Origin of the sequence: Shewanella marisflavi (assembly GCF_002215585.1) — a bacterium.
Lineage (GTDB): Bacteria > Pseudomonadota > Gammaproteobacteria > Enterobacterales > Shewanellaceae > Shewanella > Shewanella marisflavi.
Genome location: NZ_CP022272.1, coordinates 2,379,469 through 2,393,365 on the forward strand (window position 1 = coordinate 2,379,469; position 13,897 = coordinate 2,393,365).

11 protein-coding genes are annotated in these 13,897 nt (G+C 51.6%); 7 read left to right on the plus strand and 4 right to left on the minus strand.

Annotation, left to right across the window (positions count from 1 at the left end):
* Positions 1-184: 184 nt before the first annotated feature.
* From CFF01_RS10405 to CFF01_RS10420, 4 genes are all read left to right on the plus strand, one after another.
* Entirely contained in the window at positions 185-811 is a 627-nt protein-coding gene (locus tag CFF01_RS10405; protein WP_033538325.1) for a paraquat-inducible protein A, read from the plus strand.
* A complete protein-coding gene (locus CFF01_RS10410) occupies positions 804-1,436 on the plus strand; it encodes a paraquat-inducible protein A (protein ID WP_088904744.1) in 633 nt (210 codons plus the stop codon). Before CFF01_RS10405 ends, CFF01_RS10410 begins: the two co-directional genes overlap by 8 nt.
* Positions 1,423-4,047: an MlaD family protein gene (locus tag CFF01_RS10415; protein ID WP_088904745.1), complete on the plus strand. Its 2,625-nt coding sequence runs from the start codon at positions 1,423-1,425 to the stop codon at positions 4,045-4,047. Before CFF01_RS10410 ends, CFF01_RS10415 begins: the two co-directional genes overlap by 14 nt.
* Positions 4,048-4,197: 150 nt before the next feature.
* Positions 4,198-5,217 (plus strand): GGDEF domain-containing protein, encoded by a 1,020-nt coding sequence (locus CFF01_RS10420; RefSeq protein WP_088904746.1) that lies wholly within the window; start codon positions 4,198-4,200, stop codon positions 5,215-5,217.
* Here the strand turns inward: CFF01_RS10420 and CFF01_RS10425 are convergent.
* The 3 genes from CFF01_RS10425 to pdsO all read right to left on the minus strand — a co-directional run bounded on the left by CFF01_RS10425 (position 5,188) and on the right by pdsO (position 8,879).
* Positions 5,188-5,859 carry a class GN sortase gene (locus CFF01_RS10425; protein WP_088904747.1) on the minus strand — a complete coding sequence of 224 codons (672 nt, stop codon included), beginning with the start codon at positions 5,857-5,859 and terminating at the stop codon, positions 5,188-5,190. The two genes, CFF01_RS10420 and CFF01_RS10425, sit on opposite strands and share 30 nt — an antisense overlap.
* The gene (locus CFF01_RS10430) at positions 5,856-8,009 is read right to left on the minus strand and encodes a marine proteobacterial sortase target protein (protein ID WP_157704977.1); all 2,154 of its coding nucleotides are present in this window, start codon (positions 8,007-8,009) and stop codon (positions 5,856-5,858) included. The genes CFF01_RS10425 and CFF01_RS10430 overlap by 4 nt, the downstream gene beginning before the upstream one ends.
* A 123-nt stretch (positions 8,010-8,132) precedes the next feature.
* A complete protein-coding gene (gene pdsO, locus CFF01_RS10435) occupies positions 8,133-8,879 on the minus strand; it encodes a sortase-associated OmpA-like protein PdsO (RefSeq protein WP_033538321.1) in 747 nt (248 codons plus the stop codon).
* A gap of 219 nt (positions 8,880-9,098) precedes the next feature.
* Between pdsO and pdsR the strand changes: the two genes are divergently transcribed.
* The 3 genes from pdsR to CFF01_RS10450 all read left to right on the plus strand — a co-directional run bounded on the left by pdsR (position 9,099) and on the right by CFF01_RS10450 (position 13,260).
* On the plus strand, positions 9,099-9,791 hold the full coding sequence (gene pdsR, locus CFF01_RS10440) for a proteobacterial dedicated sortase system response regulator (RefSeq protein WP_033538320.1): 693 nt from the start codon (positions 9,099-9,101) through the stop codon (positions 9,789-9,791).
* Between the two features lie 2 nt (positions 9,792-9,793).
* On the plus strand, positions 9,794-11,968 hold the full coding sequence (pdsS, locus tag CFF01_RS10445) for a proteobacterial dedicated sortase system histidine kinase (protein ID WP_088904749.1): 2,175 nt from the start codon (positions 9,794-9,796) through the stop codon (positions 11,966-11,968).
* A gap of 104 nt (positions 11,969-12,072) precedes the next feature.
* Positions 12,073-13,260: a cystathionine beta-lyase gene (locus CFF01_RS10450; RefSeq protein ID WP_088904750.1), complete on the plus strand. Its 1,188-nt coding sequence runs from the start codon at positions 12,073-12,075 to the stop codon at positions 13,258-13,260.
* A 144-nt stretch (positions 13,261-13,404) separates the two neighbouring features.
* On the opposite strand, the gene CFF01_RS10455 is transcribed toward CFF01_RS10450, so the two are convergent.
* A complete protein-coding gene (locus tag CFF01_RS10455) occupies positions 13,405-13,893 on the minus strand; it encodes a CreA family protein (protein ID WP_033538317.1) in 489 nt (162 codons plus the stop codon).
* Positions 13,894-13,897: the final 4 nt, after the last annotated feature.

Sequence of the window (13,897 nt, forward strand, 5' to 3'; positions counted from 1 at the left end):
CAAGTATCAAACTTTATCTGATAGAATCTGCTGCACTATTGGCTCCAGTTTAAGGGGTATCCTTAATAAGGATTTCAATAGATTGGCTATAGTAATATCTTATAGGCAGTAGATTACTGGTCTATATCAAGAAATTGCTCGTTAATAGATGACCATAGCAAACAGGAAACGCCCGAATATAAGTATGAAAACAGAGGTGTTAGACAAGAGTATTGTGCTTTGCCGCGCTTGCGATCTCGTCGTAAGAAAGCGCGCTTTGCCTACGGGCGTAAGGGCTCTGTGCCCCCGCTGTCATACCAATCTATATGATACTCCCTACTGTTCCATCAACGGCATGCTAGCCCTTTGTATTACGGCGTTGATCCTCTATTTTCCCGCCAATTTTTTCCCTGTGCTCGAGATGCATTTTCTCGGTAGTATTCGTACCACCACCATCACTGGCGGCGCCATGTCGGTCGCGTCGCAAGGCTATTGGGTCGTGGGCATAGCAGTATTGGTCGCGGCGGTCATTGCACCAGGACTGCTAATATTATCCATACTGAGTCAGATACTTATCATCAAGTATCGATTGAAAACCCCCTTCTTTCGCGCCATCTATAAGAAGTTGCTCAAACAACACAGTCTTCTGGCACAGCTTTCTATGTTAGAGATCTACATGATCAGTATCTTCATATCGGTTTTTCAGCTTTCAGATTACACGGATCTCTACTTCGGCATAGGTACCTTCAGCTTTACCATGCTGTTTATTATGGTTATTTTCATGCAGCGCGAATATGACATAGAACATATGTGGAGTGTACTGGATGAGTAAGCAAGTACAGTCAGCACAGGGCGAAGCACTGGGGTTAACTAACTGCCCAACCTGCAAATTTTTATGTCATGTAGAACAGGGCACCTGCCCACGCTGTGGCCAACCCGTGCAAAGTAGGGATCGCACCAGCGTGCAAAAAAGTTGGGCCTTATTGATCACCGCTGCCATCTTATTATTTCCGGCCAACCTCTACCCCATCACGATTATGACCAGTCAGGGGCAGGTACGACAGGACACCATTTTGAGCGGGATCAGCCATCTGGTGCATCTGGATCTCTTACCGATTGCCATTATTCTTTTTACCGCCAGTATCTTAGTCCCCATGCTAAAAATCTTTGGCCTGGCACTATATTTGACCGCCATCAGTTACCGCTTGCCTATCTCGAAAAAGACACTGATGACCGGCTTTCATATAATCGAATGGATAGGCCGCTGGTCTATGTTAGATCTATTTGTGATCTCCATTACCGCAGCGCTGATCAATATGGGACAGATATGGGATGCCAAACCCGCGCCAGCGGCCACCGCCTTTGCCTTAGTCATTTTGCTCACACAACTTGCCGCAAAAGTATTAGATACACGTTTACTCTGGGACCGATTGGAATCGAAAGATGACACAAATTGAAACACCAAAAGTCGTTAAGAAAAAGCTCTTCTCTCCCATCTGGTTGCTGCCGTTAATTGCGCTAGCACTTGGGGCTTGGCTCGGTATTAAGAGTATTCGAGAATCCGGTGTCGAAGTGCGTATCCATTTTCCCAGTGCGTCGGGGATAGATGTTGGCAAGACATTAGTCAGATACCAAGGCTTAACCGTAGGTAAGGTGGTCGACATCAGTATTGACGATCAGCTGCAAGGGGTTTATGTCGATCTCTTGATGGACTATCGCTCTACCCCTTTCCTTAAAGATGAAACTAAGTTCTGGTTGGTTACCCCTAAGGCCTCCATTACCGGCGTCGAAGGCTTAGATGCACTTTTCTCAGGTAACTATATTGCCATTCAGCCAGGCGATGGCGACTACAGAAACGAATTTATTGCCGAAGATCAGGCACCGCCCGTGGCCCCCGGCGCTGATGGCTTGATGATAGAGCTCACCAGCGAGGGACTAGGCTCACTTGATGTCGGCTCACAAGTGTTTTATCGCCAAATCCCGGTCGGCAACATCGTCGGTTATCGTCTGGTTAACGACGACAGCATCTTGTTTAATGCCTACATCGAAAAGAAATATGCCCACTTGGTTAAACAAGACTCGCGCTTTTGGAATGTCTCGGGCTTAGCGCTGGATGCAACCCTCTCTGGTATCAAGGTCAAAACTGAGAGCCTGGCGGCTATCTTAGCCGGCGGCGTAAGCTTCTCCTCATCTCCTGGCAGCGACAAAGCCGAGGCCAACCAAACCTTCGCCATTTTCGAAGATAAAGACAGCGCGCTGGGCGGTATTAGCTTTACCTTGACCGCAAAGGATGCCGATAGCCTGAGTACTGGCGCCGATATCGTATATAGAGGGATTAATATCGGCCGCATCACCCATACCCAGCTTAGCGAAAGCGGGGTGAGCTTTGATGCAGTGATAGAAAACCAGTATGCGGATCTTGTAGGCCAAGACAGTCAATTTTGGCTCGAGGGCGCCGACCTATCACTCAGTGGCATCAAACATGCTGCTCGTCTAGTCACCGGCAATGTGGTGGCATTCCTACCTGGCAGCGGCGAACGTCAAACGAGCTACAAACTACTGGATACAGCGCCGCAGCAAGGCTTATTCCCTGTTATTGTGCACCTTACATCCGATGAAAACCCTGGGATCCGTGCTGGCGCCCAGGTACGCTATAAACAACTGCCCATAGGCGAAGTCAGCGCCGTCGAGTTTAAACAAGATTTTTCCGCGCTGGACTATCAAATTAACATCTGGCCAGAGTTTGCTTCCCTACTGCGCCAAGACAGCTATTTTGTTGCCGAATCGGCGCTGGCTATCGACGCGTCACTCGAAGGGGTTTCGGTAAGCACCCGGGATCTGGACACCTTCACTAAGGGTGCTATCAGTCTCAACCCAGGCAAGAGCGACAAAACATTTAATCCCAAGCAACCACTGCCTTTATTTGCCAACACTCAGCAGGCGGAGAGCTATTTTAGTCAGCTAAATCGTCTCAGAGTCGAGTTAAGCAGCGCAGATGGTGCAGGCCTTTCAGCACACTCTCCTATCTATTATAAGAAGATGCAGATCGGCGAAGTCGAGCGGGTCGACTGGCACAGTGACAGTGAGCAATTCAAATTAGTGCTCGGCATAGACAAGGCCTTTGCTAAGTTAGTGAAACCCAACAGCGTCTTTTGGCGCAATGGTGCGCTGAGCGTCGACGCCAGTTTAAATGGGCTAAAGGTCGATCTGGCACCTCTTGAAGGCGCAATTAAAGGCAGTGTGTCCCTGGGTCTATTGGATGCCGATAGTCAAGGCAATCAAACCCACCTCTATGGCTCTGAAGAAATGGCCCGCGCCAAGGCAACGCCCATCAATATAAGCTTTGACGCCAACACACGATTAAGTGCCCATGCCCCCATACGTTACCTGGGTCATCAGATAGGCGAAGTGGAGCGCGTTAAGCTTAATCAAGATCTACAAACTGTCACGGTCGATGCCTACCTCTATGGCGACTACGCAGCCCCTTTCCTTGCCGATGATGCCCAATACTTCATCGTCGATGCCGAGATCTCACTCTCAGGCGTCTCGGCGGCAGAAACCTTACTCACAGGCCCCTATGTCTCAGTGCTACCTGGCCAGAGTCAACACAGCATCAGTCAGTTTATCGGGCGTGTCGAGTCACCAGCTAAGCTCAGCCAGGATGCCCTCACCTTTACCTTAGTCGATGACAATCTGGGCTCCATGAAGGTTGGTACACCTATAGTGTTTCGCGGTATAAAAATAGGTGAAATCAAGCAGGTGCAGCTATCAGATAATGGCACTCAGGTACTGATGACGGCGCAAATCGCCAAGCATTATCGTCATCTGGTCAATCAAACCAGTCAATTCTGGGATCTCTCAGGGATCAAGGTCGACCTAGGTCTCTTCTCTGGTGCCCAGATTGAAACCGGCTCATTAGAAACTATCATCGCAGGTGGTATAGGCGTGGCAACCGAAAGCAGCAGCTCACAAACCAATCAAATCGCCGAGGGACAGCAGTTTGAACTGCACCCCAAAGTCGACCCCAATTGGCTAAAGTGGGCGCCAAATCAACAAACTATTGATTAGCAAGCACTAGTATTAAACTGCAGCTACCCCCTTTCGCGGCTATGCTTGAAGAAGCCAGCGCTTAGGGGGCATAGCCAGGCACTAAGCGCGAACAGAGTGACAAGTTTCCCCTTACAGGCTAGGCCCAGACCAGCTGTTTTAGGAGTCGATATGAGCAAAGATTTGATGCGCGAAGCCGCTATCAACCTCAAGAAAGCCGTACCCTTGATGTTAAAGCATCAAATCCCAACGACACCGACCAACTACGCCTTGTGGTATGCCTATGTCGGTCAACAAAATCCCCTACTCATCGACAAATTAGACAAGATAGTTAACCAGTACAATACCTGCCCACCAGTGACCGCCGAGTTGCTCTACCGCGAGCATATCGCCGACCCCAACGAGGTCAATGTCCTCAACATGCGTCAGAACCTTGAGGCCATGACCATAGAACTGTCGCAATCGATTAAAGACACCAACCAAGATGCCACGGTTTTTCAGCAGCGTATCGACAGTAACTTTAATCGGCTCAATCGCATCGAAGAAGAAGGCTTAAGCCTGGAGAAGGTGTTAGGTCTGGTGCGGGATCTGGTGAAAGAATCTGATGAGATCCGTCAGACCACCGAATATTTTACCGGACGATTGGACAAGGCCCAGGAGGAGATCGCAGCCCTGCGCGCCGAGTTACAACGCTCCGAGCGTGACGTTTACCATGATGCCCTTACCGGCGTGCTTAACCGCCGCGCCTTCGATCAAGATCTGAAAGGCCTGTTAGCACAGTCACCTGAGGGAACCTGTCTCATCTTGGCCGATGTGGATCACTTTAAAAACGTTAACGACACCTACGGCCACCATCTGGGCGACAATGTGTTAAAAGCGGTTGCCAAACGCCTGGGTGAATCCTGCCGAGATGGCATTAAGCTCTACCGCTACGGTGGTGAAGAGTTTGCTTTGCTGGTGCCTAACAGTCATCAGCGTAAGGCACGGCAACTGGCCGATGCCATGCGCCGCTCACTCGAGAAGATCACATTGAAAGATAGACGTAAAGATCAGCTTATCAATAAGATCAGCGCCTCTTTTGGTGTCAGCGAATGGCAGACTAAGGACACCTTCGAGTCGCTGATCGAGCGAACTGACGGTTTCTTATATGATGCTAAGCATTTAGGCAGAAACCGGGTAATGCCTCTGTAACTCAGCCGACTTAGGTAGAGCAGGCTCAATGAGCGCTACCTCACTTTCTAGCGGCGCGGCAACCACCACAAAGCGCTGTCGACTCTGACCAAGTAGACTATCGAAGGGATAGCAGGTCACCAGAGTCAAGCGCAATTCAGATTCATTAGTCAGCAAGCGCGTATCTTCCTCATCCACTACCTTGGTCCCCAGGACGCGGTAGCGCACTATCTGAGACGAGGCATCCTGCACAGTGATCATCTGGCCCGAATGTATCCCCCGAAGACGCGAGAAATGAGTGTCTCTATGACCGGCAATAACTGTGTTCCCCCAATGATTGATCTGATTATCCGCCAAAATAGCGGCGGGACCAAAAGCCAGGTTACGTCCTGAGGCGCCCGCCAACACATAAAAGGGTTCACCGTGCTGTCTGCCCTGCTCATCGATAAAATGCAGCTTAGCCACGGGGTAGGTATCGGCCCAGCTCCAGGGCTTATGCTGCTGACGATCGCTGAGGGTTTTATCCCATGCTCGCTCAATCAAAAACTGAGCAAAATGCGCCTTAGCTTGCATATATCCTCCTTTGAATATCAGTGTCATGGCCGCCATCAGTGCGGTAAACAGCAACACATGCCTCAGGCCTAAGCGTCTGCGACGGTTCATGAGTGCACCTCACTTAGACGTCTGCGCCACAAACGGTGCAAACAGGGTAGATAACTGAACCAATAGGCAGCGATTAAGGCGAGCATCATAGCGCCAACAGCCAGATACAGACGGCTCTCGGTCGCCGTCTGAGGCCACTGCTGTTGAACGGGAAGCATAGCAGGTTTAAACAGCTCCATTGCATCGACGCTTTCAGGACGCGACGGTGTCTTATCCACGGCAATCAGGCTGGTATAGGGACTGACCAGATGATAATCCATCGCCAAACGGGTCACACTTGCCTTCACCGCATCGAGATTATGAGGGTTTTTACCAAGCTCCAGACTGGCAATTTGATTGCGAGCCCAGATAAGATCGATGCCGCGCGGCTTTTCCTGTGCCGACAGGGCCAATCTTCGCTGCCAGTTCTTACCATCCAGATCCCCAGAAATGATTAACGCATCACTCACGGCGCGTTGAGTAGCGGTTAATCTCAGGGCCACCATAATGGGTTCATGGGCATAGAGATCCCCAATCTGCACCGGCCAGTAATCTGGGATAGAGCCATCATCTAGGGTGAGAGTCACATTGCTGATCTGTGGCGACTCTATCTTTTCTAACAACTCCCCTATCTTGGCGTCCACCTCGCTGATCTTGCCAACATAGGTATAAGTGCCGCGCCCAGCCCTGGCGGCGCGCTCCATAAAGTAGCCATTGGGGGCCGCGCCTATCCCTACGGTAAACAGGCGCTGGCGACCGATATTGGCGGCAATCAGGGCAAACAGAGAGGCCTCGTTACCTATGGCACCATCGGTAATAAACACCACCTGTTTTAGGCGTTGTGACATTGAAGTGGCTGGATCCGGCTGACTCAAGGCCCGCAGTAGTGCCGGCGCCATCTCAGTTCCGCCATCGGCTTCAAGACTTTGTACAAATAGATTGGCCTTACCTAAGTTTGCCGCGGTCACCGGCAGCGCCATGGGTGATAGGCTGCGCACTGAGCTGTCAAAGGCGATCACATTGAAGGTGTCCTGGCTACCAAGTCCAGCCAAGGCATTTAAAATGGCGGATTTGGCCTGCATAATCGAATCCCCCGACATGGAGCCTGAGGTGTCGATTACCAAGGTCAGCTCCCGAGGCAGACGCACACGAGCCTTATCTTGAGGTGGCATCAGCATCACCAACGCGTAGCTATCTTGCTCTTTGACCTGAGCTGACGGCTCTCCATGAGTCTTACCTAATTGGCTAAACATGACCGCGCTGGGCTGCTCGGCCAGCTGCGGGCGCCACTTAAGCATAAAATCCCTGTCAGGACGCAAGTTATTGGTCAAACTAAGGCCAATTTTAGTGCCACCAAGTTGCGTCTGACGCATCTTGTGATACGGGGTTTCCAAGCGACTGATGGCCATGCCGGCATCTAGTACCACGTCCAGATAGAGCTTCTGCTCTCCTGATGCTTCTGGGACTCTATTGCCGAATGCCGATTGACCATCTCTCAGGTTAGCCTCTGCGTTTGGATCATATCTTGGGGTTATGGCGGTTGGAAAACGCAGGCTAAATTCGCCATCTTGATAACGCACCTGCTGCTGATAGGCTATCTCCACCACTAAGGCCTCACCCGGTCCAAGGTTAGCGACCTCAGATGAAAAGATATTCGGTCTTTGCTGACTGACCAGACTGGCCTTCTTACCACTGGCCTTGGCTTGCTCAAAGGTTTGCCGTGCCACCGCCTTAGGTTGGATCTCCCCGACGATCACGCGCTGACCTATCTGCAGTGTCAGACTATCGACCGCCGCATCGTGAGGCAGAGGAAACTGATAGCGGCCATTGAGCCAATGGTCGCTGTCGTTCACAAAAATTTGCTTTACCGAGACACGGTTGATCCAGCCAGAAATATTCATCTTCACTTGCGTATCCACAGCCAACGCCGTGGAAGACACTGACTTCTGACCCAGCTCGCCGCCGAGCTGATACTCCAGCACGCCTTGTCCAAGCACCTCAAGCTCATCTTGCTTAGTTTGAGTAAAGTGGCTTTCACTGACACTAGGAATTGCCCGCCCCCAAGCCGGGGTTGTCAGGCCAATCGTAGTCAAGCCAATCGTAGTCAAGCCAAATGCAGTTAAACTCGTCATGGCGAACAGGGTCATGTTCACTTCCCATAGCCGCGCCAATAGGCGGCGTCCTAGGGGAAAAAAAGCCCCCCTCGGGGGGCAAGGGTCGGTCTGGGATATCCTTAGACTCGCGCGCGGCAACATTTTAATTCTCCTTCTTACACGCTGCTTCATGGGCCTGACTTAGTTAGCTGCCAGTGCGGTATCGCCTGGCACTAACTTGATGGTCACGCGGCGATCGAAAAAGTCATTCTCGAAACTCTGTTCATCTTTCACTGGCGCGCTGGCACCAAAGGCCTTAGCGTCAAGGCGAGATGCATCCACCCCTTTGGCAAGCAAGTAACTTCTTACCTCGGCAACCCGCTGCTCAGAGAGCGCCTGGTTATAGCTGCTGTCACCTCGTCTGTCGGCATAACCGGTAAGATCTAACTTGAGCTGAGGTGATATCACCATGGCATCGGCTACCTCATCGAGCTGGCTCTGAAAATGGGGCTCAACGGTAGAGGAGCCGGTTTTAAACTGAACATTCAACCCGAGCGCCAACTCCTCTAGACGAGTGCCCTGATGCTGTCTGAGCTGGGCCAGCTCCACCTTGGCCTCTTGATACTCCTCCTGCACCGTCATGAGCGCCTCATTTTGCTGCTTGAGTGCCATCAGCCGAGACTCTTTTTCTGCCAGTGCCGTCTGTTGCTGTTTAATCTCACTGTCATTGGCCACCGTCTGACCTATCATGCCGCCGGTAAATGCGCCGATGATCGCGCCCACAGGGCCTGCCACCACGGCGCCCAGCACTATGCCTGATCCAACGCCGATCAGCGCTTCTTTATCACTCGATACCTCGGTTGTCGCTTGAGTGTTAGGGGCAGCGAAGGCCGCTGAGCTGCCAAATAACGAAACACTGATTAACACGGCAATGATCTGCTTCTTCATGGGAAATTCCTCAAGTTGACATGGATGGGTTATTTAGAACCTTGTGGTTCCTGTCGATGAGGTCATTAAATAACAGTGAAGTGGCAAGTCAGGGGTGCAAAAATGACGATGCAGCGACCAAATGTGGCAACAAAATGGCATTTTAGCCACACCACTTTTTTCGCCGAAAATTTGCTGTATAGTCACTTCCCAGAAACACGAAGCTGTATTGGATAGATAATGAAGCGTATTGCAATAGTGGAAGATGAAGCGGCTATCCGCGAGAATTACAAAGAGGTGCTACAGCAGCAAGGCTATAGTGTCCAGGCCTATGCCAACCGCCCTAGCGCCATGGAAGCCTTCAATACTCGTTTACCAGATCTGGCGATCATCGATATTGGCCTCGAAAATGAGATTGATGGCGGCTTTACCCTGTGCCAATCCCTCAGAGCCATGTCTAACACTTTGCCGATCATCTTTCTGACTGCCCGTGACAGCGATTTCGATACCGTCTGTGGGTTGAGACTCGGCGCCGACGACTATTTGAGTAAAGATGTCAGTTTTCCCCATCTGATCGCCCGCCTGGCGGCACTATTTCGACGCTCGGACATCCAAAATGGCGCTAACCCCCAAGATGGCATGATAGAGCACGGCAACCTGACCATAGATGTCAACCGTATTCAGGTCTACTGGAAACAGCTGCCTATCGAGCTGACGGTTACCGAATTTTGGATGGTACATGCCCTGGCCAAACACCCCGGACATGTACGCAGTCGCCAAGCGCTGATGCAAGATGCCAAGATCTATGTGGACGACAGCACCATCACCTCCCATGTAAAGCGGATCCGTAAGAAATTTATTAGCCAAGATCCTGAATTTGATTGCATAGATACCGTATATGGCATGGGTTATCGCTGGGACAACCAAGACTAAGCATGTTTAATCTACCCATCGGCCTGCGCACTAAGGTCGCCATCCTCTCCCTGTTTCTGCTCTGCCTGCCTTGGTTGGGCTACCAGTATGTGTGGGAGATGGAAAAATACCTGCGCTATGGTCAGGAAAAAACCTTGGAAGGGACCACTCAGGCCCTGGCCACCGCTCTACACGAACGCCCTAAACTATTCGACAAACAAGCCAGTTTCCTGTCACAGGTAAAAAAAGGACGGGATCTCTACGCCTATCCTTTAAGCGGTCCCATACACCTAGATGGCAAATTAGGCGAGTGGCAAAACAATCGTCATCGCGCCCTGGTTTATGGCGCCGACCACCAGCTATTTAAGGCCGATGACGGCAAGCCCCTTAATGTCAGTTTTACCCATATGGTGGGTAAATACGCCGGTTACCTGTACGCCTATTTCGAGGTAACCGATCCTAAGGTGATCTACCGCGGCACTAACAGCCTGAGAATCGACAATAACGACCATCTGGCCATCGCCACCTTGGCGCCCGATGGTCATTTTCGCCGCTATATCGTCGCCACCATACGCGATGGCTGGATAAGCGCCTTCGAACTGCCTGCCGATCCCAAACGCTCTCAACCGGTTACTCCAGAAGTGCGCATACAGGGCAAATGGCTCAAAACCGAAAAAGGCTACAACATAGAACTCAGAATGCCGCTGGAGATGGTAGGCAGCAAGCTGGGCTTTGCCATCGTCGATGTCAACGACAGGCGTAAACGCAATGTTGAGGCGATTGTCGGTACTTCGGCCACCGACGATGTCACCAAGCTAGGCACTGTGCTTGTACCTTCGCCAGAAATTGAAAGCATCATCAAGGGGATGAGCCATAACAGCTCACGGATCTGGGTGGTGGATCGCCATGGCCGGGTATTGGCTAAATCCGGCGATATCTACAGCAGCACCAATGTCTGGGCGCAAACCGCCACAGAACAGACACCCGACAGCTTCTGGGGGCGATTTAAGCAAAACTATTTGCATCCCCTCTACTACCGCATTTTGACCACGCCGCCGAAACATTTTGTCGACTCCCTGAAAGACTCGACCGTATTGGAGGGCAGCCATATTCGCAAGGCCTTAGCCGGTCAGTTTGGCTCCACCTGGCGCCTGTCGCCCGATGGCAAGGCGGTGATCCTCGCCGCCGCCAGCCCCATCTGGATCGATAACACCGTCATGGGCGTGGTGATCGCCGAGGAAACCACCCACGGCATCCGTACCCTGCGCAACAAAGCGCTCGAGAAATTGTTCAACGTGATCTTAACCGTGATGAGCATGGGCACCCTGGCGCTCTTCTTCTTCGCCTCCAGTATCTCCAGCCGTATTCGCAAGTTACGCGATGACGCAGAGCAGGCGATCGACAGCCAGGGACGGATCAGAAAGGCGATTGTCGGGTCAAAGGTGCGTGATGAAATTGGCGATCTTAGCCGCAGTTTCGCCAGTATCGTCAGCCGTTTGAGCCAATATACCCATTATCTGGAGAATATGTCCTCCCGTCTGGGCCATGAACTGCGTACGCCAGTAGCCGTGGTTCGCTCATCGCTTGAGCACCTCAACAGCCAGGGACTGCCGCCTCAGCATCAAAAATATGTGGACAGAGCCCATGAAGGGGTTAGCCGACTCAATATGATCCTCAATAACATGAGTGAAGCGACGCGCCTCGAAGAAGCCCTGACCGATGCCGATGTCGATAACTTCCCCCTCGACAAGGTGATCGCCGGCTGTATGCAGGGCTATCAGATGACCTACCCCAATCAGCGCTTTGAACTGGAGATCGATAAGGAGCCGATGCCGATGCGCGGCGTGCCTGAATATATCGCCCAGTTAATGGACAAGCTGATCGCCAATGCCATCGAATTTAGCCAGCCTGAAACGCCCATCAAGGTGTCACTCAAAGCCAAGGGCAAACAGGCACTGCTGTGCGTCAGCAACCAAGGGCCATCTCTGCCGGCGAACATGGGCGAACAGATCTTCGAGTCCATGGTCTCGGTACGCGACCAGAAAGTGCAAGACAAGCCTCACTTAGGGCTAGGACTCTATATTGCCAGGCTGATCACCGATTTCCACGACGGCAGTATTCGCGCCGAAAATCTGATGCAAGACAATCAAGCCATAGGTGTCGCTATCCACATCCGTCTGCCACTTAAAACCCAATAGATGCAGGCCGATTTGCCAGGGTAAACACATAAGTAAATCTCACTTTCATTTAGCCGTATAGATGTTAAGATGGCTGCATTGCCTAGCCAAGATGAGTAGATGGGATGAAAAAAGAGACCAAGATAGTTAGCGTCGGCCGTGACAAGAAATGGAGTAAGGGGGTGATCAATCCCCCGGTATTTCGCGCTTCCACCGTGGTATTCGACACCATAGAAGAGATGCGTTACGCCACTAAAAACCGCGCCAATGGCGAGATGTTTTATGGCCGCCGCGGCACCCCTACCCACTTTGCCTTTCAGGCGGCCATTGCCGAACTTGAAGGTGGCGTGGGCACCGCGCTCTATCCCTCTGGTTCAGCCGCCATCTCGGGCGCACTACTCTCTTTTCTCAAGGCAGACGATCATCTCTTGATGGTCGATACCGCCTATGAACCCACACGGGATCTGTGTGACAAGCTGCTCAAAGGCTTTGGCATAGAAACCACCTACTACGACCCGCTGATCGGCAAAGGTATTGAGGCGCTAATCCGCCCCAATACCAAGGTGCTGTTTCTTGAGTCTCCCGGCTCTATCACCCTAGAGGTGCAAGATGTGCCGACCTTGAGCCGCATTGCCCATGAGCATGGTCTGGTGGTTATGCTGGATAACACCTGGGCCTCCCCTATCAACAGCCGCCCTTTCGAACTGGGCGTCGATATCTCCATTCAGGCCGCCACCAAATATATTGTTGGCCATTCAGATGTGATGCTGGGCACGGCAACCGCCAACGAGGCTCATTGGGAGCAGCTTAGAGAAAACAGCTATCTCATGGGGCAATGCACCTCGGCGGACGATATCTACCTCGCCAGCCGTGGGTTGCGGACCCTTGGGGTTCGCATGGCGCAACATGAAAAAAATGCCCTTAAGGTTGCCAATTGGTTGGCTACGCGCCCAGAGGTGGATCACCTGCGTCACCCCGCCTTTACCACCTGCCCTGGGCATGAGTTTTTTAAGCGCGATTTCAGCGCGTCTAACGGCCTCTTCTCCTTTGTACTCAAGGAAGGCAACATCAAGTCGATCACCGCCTTTGTGGAAAACATGCAGCACTTTAAAATGGGCTTCTCATGGGGCGGCTATGAAAGTCTGATTCTGGGTGTTTTTGGTATCGACAAGCTGCGCACCGCCACTCAGTGGGACAGCAGCAAACCCCTGATCCGCTTGCATGTGGGGCTGGAAAACCCTGACGATCTCATCAAAGATCTCGAGGCCGGCTTTGAGCGCTATAATGCGGTATTAGATGGCCGCAACGAGTAATGCATTACCTACGTCTTACCCATAGTGATTAAACAGTGGCAACTCAACTGCAGCAATTACACTGGCGTAAATAACCCACAGCAAAACGCCGTCAAAGATGACGGCGTTTTGTTTTTGGCTCAACTTATTTTGGCTCTACTTATTTTAGTTTGACGCTGGCTGTCCATTTGCTGAGCCACTCGTTTGCCAAGCCTGTGTGCCATAAAGCGGCACGGTGGACAGGCTGTGTTTATGGCTGCCATCAGTCTCCTTAGTCGAATAGGAGAGGTAAATCAGCGTCTGGTTATCAGCGTCATAGATGCGTCTCACCTTTAGCGACTTAAACAGTATGCTTAGAGATGCCTTAAACACCACCTCGCCCTTTGGACTCTTGTCGATATTGGCGAGATCTCCAGGCAATATAGGTCCGGTTTGACGACAAGCAATCCCCATATCTGAAGGATCGGCAAAATCCAGATTGGCCTCGACACGACTAATATGACAGGTCACGCCAGGGATCATAGGGTCACGGCGCGCTTCGATGATCACATCTTTAGTGGTAAACAGGCCCAGGCTCACCTTACCCACATCATCACCACAGCCACTGAGTACAAATAGCGCCGCGACGCCCGCCAGCCGAATTAATGCTTTCATGCTT